The sequence below is a fragment of the Stenotrophomonas sp. STEN063 genome (assembly GCF_056854515.1).
The window spans coordinates 1-17,025 of record NZ_JBXFWF010000045.1; the positions used below are offsets into that span (position 1 = coordinate 1).

12 protein-coding genes and 2 pseudogenes are annotated in these 17,025 nt (G+C 62.9%); 7 read left to right on the forward strand and 7 right to left on the reverse strand.

The window, feature by feature from the left end; all coding sequences use genetic code 11:
- Nucleotides 1–206 precede the first annotated feature (206 nt).
- Nucleotides 207–692, forward strand: coding sequence for an asparaginase domain-containing protein (locus tag AC1VWL_RS12635; RefSeq protein ID WP_282267147.1), 486 nt, complete (start codon nucleotides 207–209; stop codon nucleotides 690–692).
- A complete protein-coding gene (gene ybaK, locus AC1VWL_RS12640; protein WP_481615395.1) occupies nucleotides 693–1,169 on the forward strand; it encodes a Cys-tRNA(Pro) deacylase in 477 nt (158 codons plus the stop codon). It abuts the gene before it with no gap.
- Between the two features lie 67 nt (nucleotides 1,170–1,236).
- Here the strand turns inward: ybaK and AC1VWL_RS12645 are convergent, their stop codons facing one another.
- The 6 genes and pseudogenes from AC1VWL_RS12645 to sufT all read right to left on the reverse strand — a co-directional run bounded on the left by AC1VWL_RS12645 (nucleotide 1,237) and on the right by sufT (nucleotide 8,242).
- Nucleotides 1,237–1,611 (reverse strand): proprotein convertase P-domain-containing protein, encoded by a 375-nt coding sequence (locus AC1VWL_RS12645; protein ID WP_482986942.1) that lies wholly within the window; start codon nucleotides 1,609–1,611, stop codon nucleotides 1,237–1,239.
- Nucleotides 1,591–3,351, reverse strand: a pseudogene (locus tag AC1VWL_RS12650) (S8 family peptidase); the annotation flags it as partial. The pseudogene AC1VWL_RS12650 and the gene AC1VWL_RS12645, both read right to left, overlap by 21 nt.
- Before the next feature lie 705 nt (nucleotides 3,352–4,056).
- Nucleotides 4,057–4,398: a proprotein convertase P-domain-containing protein gene (locus tag AC1VWL_RS12655; RefSeq protein ID WP_482986943.1), complete on the reverse strand. Its 342-nt coding sequence runs from the start codon at nucleotides 4,396–4,398 to the stop codon at nucleotides 4,057–4,059.
- A 24-nt stretch (nucleotides 4,399–4,422) separates the two neighbouring features.
- Nucleotides 4,423–6,156: pseudogene (locus tag AC1VWL_RS12660) on the reverse strand (S8 family peptidase); the annotation flags it as partial.
- A 335-nt stretch (nucleotides 6,157–6,491) separates the two neighbouring features.
- Complete coding sequence (locus AC1VWL_RS12665) at nucleotides 6,492–7,592, reverse strand: branched-chain amino acid aminotransferase (protein WP_282267110.1); 1,101 nt, start codon at nucleotides 7,590–7,592, stop codon at nucleotides 6,492–6,494.
- Nucleotides 7,593–7,690: 98 nt separating this feature from the next.
- Nucleotides 7,691–8,242 carry a putative Fe-S cluster assembly protein SufT gene (gene sufT, locus AC1VWL_RS12670; protein WP_282267108.1) on the reverse strand — a complete coding sequence of 184 codons (552 nt, stop codon included), beginning with the start codon at nucleotides 8,240–8,242 and terminating at the stop codon, nucleotides 7,691–7,693.
- 107 nt (nucleotides 8,243–8,349) lie between these two features.
- Between sufT and AC1VWL_RS12675 the strand changes: the two genes are divergently transcribed.
- The 3 genes from AC1VWL_RS12675 to AC1VWL_RS12685 all read left to right on the forward strand — a co-directional run bounded on the left by AC1VWL_RS12675 (nucleotide 8,350) and on the right by AC1VWL_RS12685 (nucleotide 12,498).
- Nucleotides 8,350–8,772 carry a hypothetical protein gene (locus AC1VWL_RS12675; RefSeq protein WP_482986925.1) on the forward strand — a complete coding sequence of 141 codons (423 nt, stop codon included), beginning with the start codon at nucleotides 8,350–8,352 and terminating at the stop codon, nucleotides 8,770–8,772.
- A gap of 155 nt (nucleotides 8,773–8,927) precedes the next feature.
- The gene (locus AC1VWL_RS12680) at nucleotides 8,928–11,861 is read left to right on the forward strand and encodes a TonB-dependent receptor domain-containing protein (protein ID WP_482986926.1); all 2,934 of its coding nucleotides are present in this window, start codon (nucleotides 8,928–8,930) and stop codon (nucleotides 11,859–11,861) included.
- Between the two features lie 217 nt (nucleotides 11,862–12,078).
- Nucleotides 12,079–12,498: a 2OG-Fe(II) oxygenase gene (locus AC1VWL_RS12685; RefSeq protein WP_482986927.1), complete on the forward strand. Its 420-nt coding sequence runs from the start codon at nucleotides 12,079–12,081 to the stop codon at nucleotides 12,496–12,498.
- On the opposite strand, the gene AC1VWL_RS12690 is transcribed toward AC1VWL_RS12685, so the two are convergent.
- Nucleotides 12,483–14,303, reverse strand: a complete 1,821-nt coding sequence (locus tag AC1VWL_RS12690; RefSeq protein WP_482986928.1) for a sulfotransferase family protein — start codon at nucleotides 14,301–14,303, stop codon at nucleotides 12,483–12,485. The genes AC1VWL_RS12685 and AC1VWL_RS12690 overlap by 16 nt on opposite strands.
- 287 nt (nucleotides 14,304–14,590) lie before the next feature.
- Here AC1VWL_RS12690 and AC1VWL_RS12695 point away from each other — a divergent pair, with 287 nt between their 5' ends.
- On the forward strand, nucleotides 14,591–15,616 hold the full coding sequence (locus AC1VWL_RS12695; protein ID WP_482986929.1) for a helix-turn-helix domain-containing protein: 1,026 nt from the start codon (nucleotides 14,591–14,593) through the stop codon (nucleotides 15,614–15,616).
- Between the two features lie 451 nt (nucleotides 15,617–16,067).
- Nucleotides 16,068–17,015, forward strand: coding sequence for a helix-turn-helix domain-containing protein (locus tag AC1VWL_RS12700; protein ID WP_482986930.1), 948 nt, complete (start codon nucleotides 16,068–16,070; stop codon nucleotides 17,013–17,015).
- Nucleotides 17,016–17,025: the final 10 nt, after the last annotated feature.

Consider the following 17,025-nt stretch of genomic DNA (forward strand, 5'->3'; position numbering starts at 1 on the left):
GCCCGGGGGGCCCGCCGGGGGCCCCGCGGCGGGGGGGGGCCCCCCGCCCCCAAACCCACCCCGCCGCCGCCCCCGGCCATCCCCCCGGGGCCCTGGCCGCGGCTCTACCTATGTGACCTGACGTGGCCCGGCGCAGCCTGCGGCATTATCATTCGCAGCATCGCGGCCCGTGCCGCTGGCAGTCACCGCAAGGATTTACCGCAATGATGGAAGAACTCCTGATCGTCACCACCGGTGGCACGATCGACAAGATCTACTTCGACGACAAGTCCGATTACCAGATCGGTGATCCGCAGATCGGCATGATCCTGCGCGAGCTGGGCGTGACCTTCCGTTTCAATGTGATCCCGATCCTGCGCAAGGACTCGCTGCACATCAGCGACGACGACCGCGAACTGATCCGCGCCACCATCGCCGCGCAGCCAACCCGCCACGTACTGGTCACCCACGGCACCGACTCGATGGTCGCCACCGGCAAGGTGCTGGCCACCATCCCCGGCAAGACCATCGTGATGACCGGCGCACTCAGCCCAGCACGTTTTCGTGGTTCCGATGCCGAGTTCAACATCGGCTGTGCGATCGGCGCGGTGCAGTCGTTGCCGGAAGGCGTCTACATCGCCATGAACGGCCGCATCTGGAATCCGGAGAAGGTCCGCAAGAACGTCGACGCCAACCGCTTCGAATCGCTGTAAGTGGCAAAAAGCACCCGCGCCACCGCCGCATTGGACAAGGCAGGCATCGCCCATGGCGTGCATGCCTATGACTATTCGGCCGATGTCGACAGCAAGGGGCTGGCGGCAGCGCAGGCGCTGGGCATTGCCCCGCAGCGTATGTTCAAGACGCTGATGGCGTGGGTGGACAAGCAGCCGCTGATCGCGGTGATTCCCTCCGATCAGCGCCTGTCACTGAAGAAGCTTGCCGCCCATTGCGGCGGCAAGCACGCGCAGATGATGGATATCCCCGAAGCCGAAAAGCGCAGCGGCTACAAGGTCGGCGGCATCAGTCCTTTTGCACAGCAGCGGCCGGCCAAGGTGGTGTTCGCCGCCAGCGCCGCGCAGCACGACACGCTGTATATCAACGCGGGCCAACGCGGCCTGCTGCTGGATATCGCCCCGGCCGACGCCTTGCAGGTCCTGCAGGCCAGTTGCGCCGATATCTGCGAGGACTGAGTGCCCTCACCGGCATGCGTCCGGCGACAGCACCGGCCCCATCCACGCTGACGGGCGTTGCCTTGCACTAGAAGGTGATCGACCAGCCATTCAGTCGCCCGGTATCACCACTGGCCTTGTCGTTGACGCGCAGCCTCCAGGCGCCATTCAAGGCCTCCCTGGACAGATCGACCTCGAAGGTCTGCTTGATGTCATCGGCACTGCCTCCTTCGTAGTTGCTCAGCAGATAGGCGCGGCCGCCAGGCGCGAGCAGCTCCACCTTCAGGTCGCCCCGCCAGCTATGGCTGATATCCACCGTTACCGGGGTGGCTGCCGGTGCGTTGGCGGTACGCCCGGATACGTTGATCGCACTTTCCACCGTGTCGTTGTCGAGGATGTCCAGCCCCTCGCTGCTGCTATAGGTCTGCGCCGGCAGCAGCCCCCAACTCGCCTTCAAACGCACGGCCGAGTACGCCGAGTAGCCGGTCAGCATGACGTGGTAAGTGCCCGCTACAGGAACGGGAATGCTGCAGCTCTCGGCATTGCCTGCACTGAACGGACGGCAATCGTAGGTGGAGGCGGTGGGACGACTGGCAGCGCGCACGTACAGGTCCGCGTCGCCATTGCCACCGGCAATGCTGATCAGCAGATTCGACGCCCCCGCAGGTACCCGCACGCTGTAATAGCGGTTGCTACCCTTGCTGCCTGCCAATCCGGCCAGCGCCACATCATTCTCCAGCTCAGTTGCAGGGTCTGGCTCCGGCTCCGGTGGCAGCGGGCCACCCAAGGCTACGGCCACAGCCGCTTGCGCATTGACGATGCCGGCGCCGATATCCCGGTCCGGTGCAGCTGGAAAAGGAGTCACCGTCGCCTTGATCAAGGCTTCAATCTCCGTTGGCGTACGCACGGGATTGGATACCTGCTGCACCAGCGCCACCACGCCAGCCACATGCGGCGCCGCCATCGAGGTTCCACCATAGGAGGCGTAGCTCTCGCCCGCCGGCCCCTTGCTGCCATTGTTGAGCGTGGAGAGAATGGAGCTGCCCGGCGCTGCGACGTCCACCAGTGGACCATGGTTTGACTGCTGGCTGCTGCTCCAGACCGAACGTTTGCCAACGCTGTCACTGGCAGCAACCGCGATGACATTATTGCAGTTGGCAGGCGAGGCATTGCCCACGTTGCTGTTGCTGTTGCCAGCCGCAATGACCAGGGTCGCGCCCTTGCCTGTCGCGCTGTTGATCGCGTTCTGCATGGTGCTGCCACAGGTACCAGCACCGCCAAGGCTGAGATTGATGACCTCTGCCGGATTGGCATTTGCAGGTACGCCGGGCACTTGCCCGCCAGCGGCCCAGACAATTGCATCGGCAATATCCGAGGTATAGCCACCACAGCGACCCAGCACACGTACCGGTACGACCCTGGCGCCAGGTGCAACGCCGGCCACACCCTTGCTGTTGTTGGCCACTGCAGCGATGGTGCCGGCTACGTGGGTACCATGCCAACTGGAGTTCTGCGCGCCGTGGCTGCCACCACATTGGTTGGCCGTCACCCAGTCCCCAGGGTCGCTTGCATCGTCATCTCGGCCATCGCCATCATTGGCCACCTCGATATCATCAATGAAGTCATAGCCAGGCAGAACATTGGCATTCAGGTCGCTGTGGCTGGCAATACCGGTATCCAGTACCGCCACCACCACACCCGCCCCGCTCGCATTTTCCCAAGCCTCGGTGGCGTTGATGCCATAGGTTCCGGACAGCCCCCATTGCTCGCCGAACCGCGGGTCGTTCGGGATGGCAGCAATGGTGTGGCGTCGATCAAGCTCGACATGGTCGACATTGCGATCGGCAGCCAAACGATGCATCAGTGCTTGCGCCTCGATGCGATCCAGCGGGGTGTCCACCTGCACCACGTCCGCACCAACCGCCAACCGGCGCAGGTGCTGCAGCGTCCCTGTTTTGCCTGCGCTCACCGGCAGCGCACGTGCGGCAGAGGTCAAGACGTTGCCCAGCGCGACCTTGCTTTCAATCCGAGTCATGTCCGGGCGGAGCTTGACGATGAAGCGTTGATGCGCAGGTGCGGAGTCCAAGCCTGCAAGGTGCACTTCACCGGCCAAGGCCGGCTTGCACAGCAGCAGGGGAAACAGCGAAGCAGTGCCAACTGCCACGAACCCACGGCGAAGCGTACGACGCGTAATGGATGACATTGTTGAACCCTTCTGCATGGAAGTTGCCGCATGCGCGGCGCCGGTCCTGCCCGATGTGCCCAGCGTGCTCAGCACGCCCATACCCGGGTAGAACACTCCGGACCGGCCCCTTCGCCAATCCGCCTGCAGACAGTAGGCAGGCGGATTGCGCGCTCCCATCGGCGTACTACTGAAACCACTGTCCCCGTCGCCGTCATAACTCCCCAATCAATCAGTCAGGGAAGCGTGCACCGCGTGCATCAACGCATCTTTGCCAATATCGATGCTGACAACCCTTGCTCACCACATGCCTCAGCTCAAGCGACCGGCTCACCGCCTAAGCGCTGCTTGCACGCCCGTATTCCTTGTCGGCAATACATCGGCAAGAGCTTCCTGGCCAGCACGCTGCTTCAAACGGAAACGCGAAAGTCCCGTGCGGGCAGCGCGCGGCCTGTAGCCCGGGTAAGCGCAGCGCACCCGGGGCTGTTGACGGAGAGCCTGAAAGTTCGCCGGGGCATTGCTCCCGGGTGCGCTGCGCTTACCCGGGCTACAGGACTGCGGCGAAGGAGGCACCCTGCCAATCAGAACGCCATGGGAAACGTGTGCACTGGAGTCCGTCAAGCAATAAACAAAAGGCCCCGGCGAAACCGCCGGGGCCGGATCACATCGCAGCTGAGCGACAGCATCCGCGATCAGGCATCAACTGCCGCCTGAACTACAAGCACCTCAGAACCTGATCGACCAACTGTTGATTCGGCCGGTATCGCCACTGGCCTTGTCGTTGACGCGCAGCTTCCAGCTGCCATTGAGCGCTTCGCTGGACAGGTTCACGTTGAAGGTCTGCTTGATATCGTCCGCGCTGCCTCCGGCATAGTTGCTCAGCACGTAGACGCTGCCATCGGGCGCGACCAGATCCACCTTCAGATCACCCTTCCAGGTGTGGCTGATATCCACCGTCACCGGCGTGGATGCAGGCGCGTTGCCAGTGCGCCCGGAGACGGCGATGGCGCTCTCCACGGTGGCGTTGTCGACGATGTTGACCGCAGTTGCGTTGCTATAGGTCTGCACACCGCCGCTGCCGCCACCAGTACTCCAGCTGGCCTGCAGGCTTACACCCGAGAATGCCGAGTAGGCGGACAACATCACGTGGTAGGTGCCTGCCACTGGTGTTGCGAAGCTGCAGCTCTCCGCATTGCCAGTCTTGTACGGGCGGCAATCATAGGTGGACGTGGTCGGCTGGCTGCCGGCACGCACATACATGTCCGCGTCACCGCTGCCGCCGGAACTGGCGATCACCAGATTGCTCGCGCCCGCCGGCACCTGCACGGTGAAGTACTGGGTGCTGCTGGCAGCGCCGGAAAGACCGGTAATCGGCACACCATTGTTCAGCACCGTGCCGCCCGGGTTTGGATTGCCACCGCCGTTGGCCGCATCCACCACTGCCTTCGCATTGAGGATGCCAGGGCCGATGCTCTGCGACGGCGTGGACGGGAAAGGAGTGACGTTGGCCTTGATCAGGGCCTCGACCTGAGCCGGTGTTTTCGGCGTGGTTGAAACCGCCTGCAGCAATGCAACAACACCAGCCACGTGCGGGGTCGCCATCGATGTGCCGTTGTACGACGCATAGCTTTCCGCGCCCGGCGTGGTGGTGCCGCTGTTGAGCGTGGACAGGATGTTGGAACCCGGAGCCGCGATATCGATCAATGCACCGTAGTTGGAGAAGCTCGAACGTGCGCCGGTGCTGGTCGTCGATGCCACTGCGATCACGTTGTTGCAGTTGGCCGGCGAAGCGTTGGAGACATTGGTGTTGTCGTTGCCCGCAGCAATCACCAGCGTGGTGCCGCGACTGACCGCGCCGTTGATCGCTGCCTGCGTGGTGCTGCCACAGGCACCTGAGCCACCCAGGCTGAGATTGATCACCTCGGCCGGATTCGCATTGGCCGGCACACCGGATACCGTGCCACCGGAAGCCCAGATGATGGCATCGGCAATATCCGAGTCGTAGCCACCGCAGGTACCGAGCACACGCACCGGCACGATCTTGGCGCCATACGCCACGCCGGCAACGCCCTTGGCGTTGTTGGTGACCGCAGCAATCGTTCCAGCCACATGCGTGCCATGCCAACTGGAGCTCTGCGCGGCATGGGTGCCGCCACACTGGTTGGCGCTTACCCAATCACCCGGATCGCTGGGATCGTTGTCGCGGCCATTGCCATCGTTGGACACCGTGGTGTCGTTGATGAAGTCATAGCCCGGCAGCAGGTTGGCGGCCAGGTCGCTGTGGGCGGTGATGCCGGTGTCCAGCACCGCCACCACCGAACCGGCGCCATTGGTGACATCCCAGGCCTGGTTGGCCTTGATGCCATAGGTGCCGGAATAGCCCCACTGCTCGCCGTAACGGGTGTCGTTCGGGGTTAGGCGGATGGTGTTGAGGCGATCGACCTCGACGTACTCGACGTTCGGATCGGCAGCCAGCTTGCGCATCAGGGTTTCGGCGTCGACACGGTCCAGCTTGGCATCAGCGCGGACCACATCCGCACCTACCGCCAGTCGCCGCATGTGCTGCACGCCGACACTCTTGCCGGCGCGGGTCGGCAGCGCGCGGGCAGCGGAGACCAGGGTCTTCTGCAGGGCCGCGTCGCCTGCAGCCTGACGGCTGTCCTGGCGGTATTTGACGATGAAGCGCTGATGCGTCGGCGCGGAATCCAGACCGGCCAGATGCACATCACCGGCCCAGGCCGGCGCACACAGAAGCAGGGACGACAACGAAGCAGTGCCAACAACCACCAATCCACGAACAAGCGTACGGCGCGATTTGGATGACATTGATGAGCCCTTCCACAGTGAGAGGAAACCGCTTGCGCGGCATGCGTCCTACCCGGGGGCCCTGCCAGATGCGAAGAGGTTGTGCTGCCCGGGTAGAACTACCCGAACCAGTCCCCTGTTACCGATCCGTTGGCGGACAGTAAATGGCGGCTGAATCGATAACAAGAGGGTTACAACAGAAACTGTTGCTCCGTCACGTTTACCCAAGTGAGTGATTCGTAAAGAGAATTTACGCATCCGTTGGTACTGCTGGCTTGCACGGCTGGGTGTCCGGACAAAGAAAAACCCGCTGCGGACAGGCCGCAGCGGGCTATTCACTTACCCGGGCCGGACGCTCAGGCGTCCAGGCGCACCAGCCAACCGTGACGGTCCGGCTGACGGCCGTACTGGATGTCGGTCAGTTCCTTGCGCAGCGACATGGTGACCTCGCCGGCCGGCGCGTTGATATCGCCGACCGAGAAATCTTCGCCCTTGAGCTGGCCGATCGGAGTGATCACCGCAGCAGTACCGCAGGCAAACACCTCGGTGATTTCGCCCGAGCTCACGCCCTGCTTCCACTCGTCGATGGTGACCTGGCGCTCTTCCACGTTCATGCCGCGGTCGCGGGCCAGCTGCAGCAGCGATTCGCGGGTGATGCCTTCCAGGATGCTGCCCGACAGTGCCGGGGTGACCAGCTTGTTTTCCTTGCCGTAGACCAGGAACACGTTCATGCCGCCCAGTTCTTCCAGGTACTTGCCCTCGACCGGGTCGAGGAACAGCACCTGCGAGCAGCCCTGCGCCTGCGCCTGCTGCTGCGGCAGCAGCGAAGCCGCGTAGTTGCCGCCGCACTTGGCCGCACCGGTGCCGCCCTTGGCAGCGCGCGCGTAGTCGGTGGACAACCAGATCGCCACCGGCGCAACGCCCTTGGCGAAGTACGGGCCGGCCGGGCTGGCGATCACGTAATACGTGGCCTTGTGCGCACCGCGCACGCCGAGGAAGGCTTCGTCGCCGATCATGAACGGGCGGAAGTACAGGCTGGCTTCGTCAGCATCGGACACCCAGTCCTTGTCCAGCGCGACCAGCTGCTTGAGCGACTCGACGAAGATATCCGCCGGCAGTTCCGGCAGCACCAGACGACGCGCCGAGCGCTGCAGGCGCGCGGCATTGGCCTGCGGACGGAAGGTCCAGACCGAGCCGTCGGCGTGACGGTAGGCCTTGATGCCTTCGAAGATTTCCTGGCCGTAATGCAGCACGGCAGCGGCCGGGTCCAGCGAGATCGGACCGTACGGCGTTACCGCCGCATTGTGCCAGCCGGTGTCCTTGTCCCAGCGTACGGCCACCATGTGGTCGGTGAAGTGCAGACCAAAGCCCGGCTTTTCCAGGATCTTGGCGCGCTCCTCGGCGCTACGCGGATGGTCCGAACGGGTGACATCGAAGCTCAACGAAGACTGGGACACCGGATAATTCCTTCCAGATTGCGGGATGGGACAGCCCCGACGCCACAGCGGCGACGGGGGTGCAGCACAAACCGTCACCGGCAGCCGCCGGTGCGGCCTTACAGCATGCCAGTTTCCAGGCGCGCCGCCTCGGACATCATGTGGCGTCCCCACGGCGGGTCGAACACCAGGTCGACGTCGGCCTGGGCCACCGTCGGGATCATCTCCAGCTTGCTGCGCACGTCATCGACCAGGATCTCGCCCATGCCGCAGCCCGGCGCGGTCAAGGTCATCTTGACGTCCACCTCGCGCTGGCCGTCATCCAGATGCTTGATATCAACCTCGTAGATAAGCCCAAGATCGACGATGTTGAACGGAATTTCCGGATCGAAGCAGGTGCGCAGCTGCTGCCACACCAGCTTCTCGACCTCCTCGTCGCCTGCGTCATCGGGCAGTTCCAGCCCCGGCGGGGGCTCCTTGCCGATGGCATCGCCGTCCTTGCCGGCGATACGGAAGAGATTGCCTTCGACAAACACCGTATAGCTGCCACCCAGTGCCTGGGTGATATAGCCATAACTGCCGGCCGGCAAGGTCACGCTATCGCCCTGCGGCACCATCACGGCCGGGCAATCACGCTCAAAATGGACAGGTTCACTGCTACGGGAATACATGTAGATGGATATGGGGACGCGGTGGCTACCCGCAATGGCCCCATTTTATCCGACTGGGCGTCATCGCCGCTGAAACGCTATGCTGCGGAATCTGTTCGGGAATGCCCATGTCGCCTGTGTCCACCTCGGCCAGCCGTAGCCGCCATTGGCTCTGGCCTGTTTTGTTGCTGCTCGGAAGCCTCACCCTGACGCTTGCCTGGATGTTTGCCGCCCTGGCCACCGGCACCCAGGCTGGCTGGATGGCTGTGCTGGCCGCGCTGGAAGCGGCGTGGATGCTGCGCCTGGGCGCCTTCCGTGCCGGCCCGGCGCGCATTGCTGTCGCTGTACTCGCCACCCTGCTGATCGCCGTGGCCGCCAACTGGCTCATCGCAGCAGCCTATGTCGGCGGCCCGATGGGGCTGACGCCCTGGGAATCGGCGCTGCGGATGGGTCCGCATTTCGCCCGGACATTGCTGTCGCTGGCCAATGGCCTGGGCGAGCTGATCTGGCTCGCCCTCGCGCTGCTGGTGGCGTGGCGCGTGGCCCGCTGAGTTCCGGTTGGTTACAGCCCAGGTGAGAGGCTGAATGGACAACTGAAACCAAATGTCAGTTTTTGCACATCGCCAAGGGCCGGATCCGCACATTCGTTGCAGTTAAAAATTCGTAATTTCGTGACTCCCTCGCACCACTTTGCGGAGAGTCATACGTGAGTATTCAGCCACTGAGCCAAGCTGTACGCCTCGCACTGTTACCAATTTCGACTGCCGCCCTTGCTCTGGGAGCAACGGGCAGCGTCCTTGCACAGGACACCGCACCCAAAGAAGAAGCCACCAACCTGGACCGCATTCAGGTCACCGGCTCGCGCATCAAGCGCGCCGATCTGGAAACCTCCAGCCCCGTCTTCACCATCGACCGGCAGAACATCGAGAGCTCAGGCGCGGCCACGGTCGGTGAGTTCCTGCAGCGCACTCCCGCCATCGCAGGCGCGGCAACCAATCCACAGGTCAACAACGGCGGCGGCGCAGGCGCGGCCACGGTCGACCTGCGCGGCCTGGGTGTGAACCGTTCATTGGTACTGGTGGATGGCAAGCGCTGGATCGGCACCATCTCCAACGCCAACGGCGCGGTGGACGTGAACTCCATCCCGATGGCGCTGATCGAGCGCGTTGAAGTCCTGAAGGATGGCGCCTCCGCCATCTACGGCTCCGATGCCATCGGCGGCGTGGTCAACTTCATCCTGCGCAAGGATTTCGAAGGTCTGGAAGCCAGCGCGTTCTATGGCATTTCCTCGCGCGGCGACGCTGACACACAGCGCTTTGATGCCACCTTCGGCCTGCATGGAGAGAAAGGCCGCCTGATGCTGGGTGCCAGCTACGACAAGGAAGACCAGGTCAGTGCCGCCGATCGCAGTTACTCCAGCCAGCCCTACCAGCTGTATGCCGGCGAGAAGGGCATCGGCGGTACCAGCCGTATCCTGACCGGTCGTTACGTGGTGCCACGCGCATCGGCAACCGGCGTGGATCTGACCGACCCCAATTGCGGCAGCGGCGCGAACGTCACCCTCACCCGCATAGACGGCCGCCCGGGCTCTTCGACGTCGGACTTCCGTTGCTTCAATCCGAACACGGACGTCTATAACTTCCAGGCCGATGGCAACCTCAACCTGACCCCGCAGGAACGCACCTCGTTGTTCATGAGTGGCAACTACCAGCTCACCGACAACATCGAGGCCTTCCTGCTCGGCTCCTGGCTGCGCACTGAATCCTCGTTCTTCATCGCACCGCTACCCTTCGATGGCCGTGCAGCAGTGGACAACGTGCCGATCAGCAAAGACAGCCTCTACAACCCCTTTGGCGTGGACATCACCGATGCGCGTCTGCGTCTGCGCGACTTCATCCCCACCCGCACCACCCGCTTCGAAACCGAGACCTACCAGATCACCGCAGGCCTGCGCGGTGCCTTCGGTGACAGCAGCTGGTCGTGGGATGCCTCCTACGGTTACGGCCGCACGCCACAGACATCCGCGGTACGCGGCTATCTGTACAGCCCTGGCCTGACCGATGCACTGGGCCCATCAATGATCGACCCGGTCAGTGGCAACCCCATCTGCGTACGTACGCCGGGCAATGCAGCAACCGCCATCGCCGGCTGCCTGCCGGTCAACTTCATGGGCCCGGCGCCTGATCCGAACACCGCGGTGGGCCAGGCACAGCTGGCCGCGCTTGAGCTGATCAACCCGACCATCCACAGCAGCAACGAGAACGACCTGAAGGTCTTCAACGCCAACGTCACCGGCGATCTGTTCCAGTTGCCGGCCGGTGCGGTATCACTGGCGGTGGGCGTGGAACGCCGCGAAGAATCAGCCAGCTCCAGCAGCGACTTCCTGACCATCATCCCGCCAGGGGAGACGGTCTGCAAAATCACCCAGGAAGCCTGTACCTTCGGCGACATCTCGGGCAAGTTCGACGTCAATGAAATCTATGCCGAGGCGCTGATCCCGGTGCTGTCCGACATGCCATTCGCCGAGAAGCTGAACTTCTCGTTGGGTACACGTTATTCGGACTACTCGAACTTCGGCGGCACCACCAACTCCAAGATCGGCATGGAGTGGAAACCGTTCGCTGACCTGCTGGTCCGCGCCACCTATGCGGATGTCTTCCGCGCGCCCACCATCGGTGACCTCTACTCGCCCACGGTGCCCAGCGCCAGCACCTACACCGATCCCTGCAACGGTTACACCGGTGGCAATCCGACGGCCTGTGCAGGCGTCCCGACCGACGGCTCCTTCCGCCAGAGCAACAACCAGGTGACCTCGTTCCAGGTTGCCAACTCCGCGCTGGTGCCGGAAGAAGGCGACGTGTTCACCTATGGCTTTGTCTACAGTCCGAGCTGGCTGGAAGGCTTCAGCGTCACCGCCGACTACTGGCGCGTGAACCTGGACAAGTTCATCACCAACCTGCCCGAGAACGTACTGCTGAACCAGTGTTTCAACTTTGGTCGCTTCTGTGACACCTTCGTCCGCGACAGCGCGGGTGACGTTGCGCAGATGACCAACATCACCGGCAACTTCGGCACGTTGAAAACCGCAGGCATGGACCTCGGTTTCCGCTACGTCTTCCCGGAAGGCGCATGGGGCAAGTTCAGCTGGAACCTGGATACCACCTATCTGGCCCAGTACGACGTGCAGCTGCTGGCCGGTGACCCGAGCAGCAACGTCGGTGCCTTCCCGGGCATTCCGGAAAGCACCGGCCTTGCAGGCACCTTCGTCGACAACGCCTCGTCGGGTTTCGGCAACATGGCCCGCTGGCGCGCACTCAATGACCTGACCTGGTCGCGTGGCAACCTCAGCGCCAGCCTGACCACCCGCTACGTCCACCATGTGTACGAAGCGCCTGACGTGGCCGATGTCACCGAGCCGGGCTATGTCGCCAAGCGTCGGGTTCCGTCCTTCACCCAGACCGACCTGCAGATCGGCTACCGCTTCGAGGACCTGAAGAACAGCTCCATCCAGATCGGCGTGCGCAATCTTACTGACCGCCAGCCGCCGTTGATCTATTCTGGCTTCAACGCCTCGACGGATATGCGGACCTACGATGCAATCGGCCGTTTCTACTGGATGCGCTGGACTGCCCGTTTCTGAGTCCGGATCAGCAATACCGGCATCCGCTGCGGCTCCTGCCGCAGCGGATGTTGCTGGCAGCGATCTCCGGCACTACATCCGCACCTATGAGCACAGCCTGCCTGCGGAGATGTGCGGCAAGCTGATCGAGTCCTTCAACGCGCTCTCCCGGTTCCAGCAACGGAATGGCCGCGGGGTACGCCCGGGCCTGGATGACAGCGCTTGGACCGAGCTGGACGTGAGCCGCCTGTCCGACGCGGGTTTCCTCAGCTACTTCCGGCAGCTGGTCAGCAACGCCCTGCGCCAGTACAACGCCGATGTCGGCCTGCCGATCGCGATACCTGACAGCCCCCTGCTCAGCCCGTTGATACTGAAGCGTTACCGTGCCGGCAGCGAGGAGAAATTCCAGACCCACTTCGACTCGATCAATGAGGTCTGCGACCGCTATCTGGTTTTCCTGTGGTACCTCAATGATGTCGAGACCGGCGGAGAAACCTGGTTCCCGGGCCTGCATACCGGTGTCGCTCCGCGCGCTGGCAGGCTGCTGATGTTCCCGCCGTACTGGCTGTATGCCCACCAGGGAAGGCCAGCACCGGAGCAGGACAAGTACATCCTGTCCACCTACCTGAGGTTCCCGCAGGCTCAGTCCAGCGTATAGCCATAGCGCGTGACCCATGGCGCGAGCATTGCGAGAATTTCTTCGTTGAAATGCGCGCGGTAGCTGCGCCACCTGCCAACCGCCCCTGAATTGAGCGGTTGCACCACCTGTGAATAGCTGGGCGTGTTTATCCGCCGGCTTCGCGACGCCGCGAGATTGTCGAAAGCGAACTGTTGTTGCTCCACCGACAAGCAAAGGAAACCCATCAACCTGGCCAGCTCTCCACTGACATCGCCAACCAGATCTTCGTAGCGCAGGGTATGAACGCGGGCAGGCGAGTAAGCGCGCTGCTCATGCCACCACTCCATTATCTCGACATACGTCCGCGCAGTGGATTCCAGGGTGGCGAACGCCTTGGCCCCGCCGTTGCTGCCAAAGGCCTGCATATAGCAACTGAGCACGCAGTCGCATGGGTGGCGCAACAACAGTATCCAGTCCGCCTTCGGAAACAGGCGCGCCACATAGGGCAGTCGCGTCATGGTCAAGGGATACTTGTCCACCAGCCGTCCCTGCGGCTGTAGATGGCGTTGCACTTCGTTCCAGTAGCGCCGTCTCAGCGCCAGGATTGAAGATGGCGCAAGCTCGCACAGCCCCTTGTCCAGATCATCACCTGGCCAGCCATCCGCAGCGCGCAACTGTTCGATTGCCACTTCCAATGCGGGACGCTCATCCAGCACATCCAACTGCGAATGCGCGTCCAGCATGCGCTCCAACAAGGTTGTTCCCGAACGCGGGAAGCCGACAAGAAAGGCAGGATCTTCGGGCAGTCCATCAACACGCTCCTGCTGCCAGGTCGCCGCTGCTGCCCGCCGCAGCCGCTGCTGCAGCCAGTCCAGCACGCCAGGCAGCTGATGCCCGGACGAACGCTGCTGGAATGCAGCTTCCGCCGCCGTGTGTGCAGCCGACAGCACCTGCATTGCCAGGTCAACCTGCCCAAGCCGGTCGTGGTTGCGGGCGAGTTCAAACCCCAGCTGCGCTCGCATTGCGGGCTCAAGCTGGCGTTGCAGTCCAGTTGCAAGGCAGGTGATTGCAGCATCCGATTGCTGTTGTCGGCGCAGGATGCGGGCGGCAGCGAGCGCATGCATTGCCGTGACCGCACTTGCGCTGGTCGCAGCGATGCCCTTCAGTATGTTGTCGGCTTCATCGACACGATTCAGTCGCTCCAGCAGCAGCGAAAACTGCACGCGTGACTCCATGGCTTCCGGCGCCTCACGCAGGATCTGCCGGTAAACATCCTGTGCAGCAAGATCGTCGCCTGCCTGCGCCAGCAGCCACGCAAACGCCTGCCGTTGGCCCGGATCCAACGCATCCGCATTCATCCCGCGAAGACATTGGGAGAGTTCTTCAAACCGCTCCATCTCAGCAAGGCTCTGCGCATAGGCCAGGCGCACGTCGGCAGCTTCTGGCTCCTTGATCAATGCTGCCTGCAGTATCCGGTTGGCCTCGCCAAACTGCGCCAAGCCGAGCAGCGACAAGCCATAACCCAACAGCCACGCCACATCTTCAGCGCCCAAGGCAGATGCACGGACGAACGCCGCTTCGGCAGCGGCGTGGTCGCCAGCCTCGAGGCAGACGTTGCCCAGGTTCATCCAGGCACCAGAGGACCCGGGCTGCAGCTCGGCAGCGCGCATGAACAGCTCCCGCGCTTCCGTGAGTTGTCCCTGCGCCGCCAAGGCCATCGCCAGCACTTCCATGCCCGGCGCGAAATCAGGGGCCCGGGCAAGCAGTTGGCGCATCCTCGTTTCGGCCAGATGCTGCTGCCCCTGTGCAAGATCCTCCAACGCCAGTACCAACTCGTCCTGCATCGAACCCCCGATGGTTACATCTGATCCAAACAGAGCCGCCGCGAAATCTTAATTTTTGGCAATCCAACTGCGAACCTGGGCAGGTCGCTCGCCGCTGTGGCCCAGCAGCATGGAACTGTTCGGAGACTTGGAAACACTCTCTTCTCTCTGCACAAGTCAGACCTTACTGAGCCCCAAATCAGCGGGCAAGCTGGTCCGCTCCGAACCTACCCGGCAATCGCCGGGTTCTTTTTTTTTTGCGGCCGGGAAGACGGCCCATAAGCGCAATTCTGAAATATCCGTTCTCGTTGCCAGAACCCGGCTGCTCATGCGATGTTTTCGGCACAATCCAAGGTTGCAGCTGGCCAGCTTGGCGCTCCTACACGGTACGTATTTCGGCCTACTCGGAAAACGGAAGCGAAGTGAGAATCAAACATCACCGCCTTCATGGACCCCAGGTTCTGGACCTGTCCGGGCAGCCCGAGGGCAGCGTGCACGCCGTCGTTTGCCATGGCCGCGGCAGCCGCTTGTTGGTCCCCGCTGGCTGGATCAGTCTCACCCTGGTCCTGACCGGGCTGCTGGAAATCAACAACAGCGATGCGCCCTGGCAGCTCGCCGCCCATCACATCCAATTGTGGCTGGAAGGCGACCTTCGCCATACCAGCAGAAGCTACGCCTGGTGGATATGCATAGCGGCCCCAGCAGCGCTCTGGGAAAGCCTGCCAAGCGCGCCAACGATTGCATCGCACCTCATTCCCCGCGAGATCCGCTGTGACCGTGAACTGGGTCGCGCCGTCCTGCATATGGCACGTCCGCGCTTCTTCAACAGCAGCCGCGACACCACCGCCGTCATCGACGGAATGGCGGTAGTGCGCGACATCCTGCTGGAACGGCAGCAGTCATTGCAGGATCAACTGAGCCGCTGCAGCGGCCGCACTGCATTGCGGCGACACCAGACAATGCTGCGCCTGCTACGGGTACAACACCTCATCCGCTGCAACATGGATGCCCGCCTGGACCTCCACCGTCTGGCCGAGATTGCGAACTACTCCCCGCCGCACCTGATCCGGGTCTATAGAGAGGTGTTCGACGAAACGCCATTCGAGTACGCCACGCGCATCCGCCTGCGCCGCGCCTGGGACCTGGTGTGCAACACCAACCTCTCCATTTGTGACATCTCCGATTCATTGGGTTTTGAAACCGAGAGCGCGTTCTGCCGGTCCTTCAAACAGACGTTCTGCTGCACTGCCAGCCAAGCCCGTCGGCACCACAGCGCCCTCCCGAAGGCCACGGACAACCCGCAGCACCCAAAGCTCAACCTGCGCACGGGCTGAGGTCTCAAGCAGCTTTGTCATCGGAGCGGATCCTTGCTGCCTGCGCACACCTGCAATTGGATCCATATCCGCCAAGCTGGCGCTTCTGCAGCCGTATTCACGAGCGTGATCCATTCATAGGCGAGCGATCGCGACGGGCAATGCCCGCCTGGTTAACTACGGATGGCGCCGCGTATCTCCCAAGCTACGCCAGCGTGTAGCCCTGCGTCCGCCATTCGTCAGGATGCAAACACAATCACCCTCGCGCCGCGATTCAGCAGCGCTGGTACCCGGCTGGACATCTTTCCACTCGGACAGGTGAGGTGATCGGCATCCCCTACGTCTGAACTGAGGAGAGCTTCACAAAAGCTCACGCGACGGCCGGAACGAATCCGGTGAATGCGCGCTTGGTCCCGCTCCACCACCACGCGCCCGTCGTCCGTTCACGCAGGCACTCTTGGGGGAAGTTGCGATGGGCATCAAACATCATCTGATTCAGGGTTCACAGTCACTCGATCTATCCACGCAGCGACCGGACTGCATCCATGCCATCAATGGTCGCGGCAAAGGTGGACGATTGGTCATTCCATCAGGATGGATAAGCGTCACACTGGTGCTGAAGGGCGCATTGGAACTGGGCAGTGGCGATCTGCCATGGCAGCTCGAAGCACGGCAACTGCAACTCTGGGTCGACGGCAGCCTGCGCCACATCAGCCGCGAACAAGGCTGGTGGCTGTGCGTCGCCGCACCCGCAGCACTCTGGCAGAAGCCTCCGAAGTCCACGGCGTCCATCATCAACGGACTCATTCCCCGCGAGATCATCTGCGACAAGGAGCTCGCACGCGCGATAGTGCACCTGTGCCGCCCGCGCTGGCCCAGGCACACCTCCGCCAACAGCGACGCGGCGCATGAACTGGGCCTGCTGCGCGACGCGCTGATCGAGCGGCAGCACCCCTTGCAGAGCCAACTTGAGCGCTGCAGTGGCCGCACCGTATTGCGCCGTCATCAGACGCTGCTGCGACTGCTGCGCGTGCAACACCTGATCCGCTGCACGGTCGAGACACGGCTGGACCTGATCAGCCTCGCAGCCGTGGCCAACTACTCCCCCACCCACCTGATCCGCATTTACCGCGACGTCTTTGGTGAAACACCCAGCGAGTACGCCGCAAGACTGCGTAACAAGCGTGCGCTGGACATGGTGTGCAACACCGACCTGTCGGTCTGTGAGATCGCCGAGTCATTGGGATTTGAAAGTGAAAGCGCGTTTTGCCGCGCGTTCAAACACGCCTTCGGCTGCACCACCACCGCCGCCAGGCGTGGTCAGCAGGTGCAGGCCAGCGCACTGATCGCACCCAACCTGCAGCCTCCGCGCAATACCGTGGTTGCACCGCCCATGCAGCAATGGGCGGTGGCCTCCTGACCACCACCCT

What these genes read in the sequence shown, in the direction of transcription:
- AC1VWL_RS12690 (WP_482986928.1), bottom strand. Translation starts at nt 14,303, where the DNA reads ATGCAGGACGAGTTGGTACTGGCGTTGGAGGATCTTGCACAGGGGCAG.
- sufT (WP_282267108.1), bottom strand. Translation starts at nt 8,242, where the DNA reads ATGTATTCCCGTAGCAGTGAACCTGTCCATTTTGAGCGTGATTGCCCG.
- AC1VWL_RS12675 (WP_482986925.1), top strand. Translation starts at nt 8,350, where the DNA reads ATGTCGCCTGTGTCCACCTCGGCCAGCCGTAGCCGCCATTGGCTCTGG.
- AC1VWL_RS12700 (WP_482986930.1), top strand. Translation starts at nt 16,068, where the DNA reads ATGGGCATCAAACATCATCTGATTCAGGGTTCACAGTCACTCGATCTA.
- AC1VWL_RS12635 (WP_282267147.1), top strand. Translation starts at nt 207, where the DNA reads ATGGAAGAACTCCTGATCGTCACCACCGGTGGCACGATCGACAAGATC.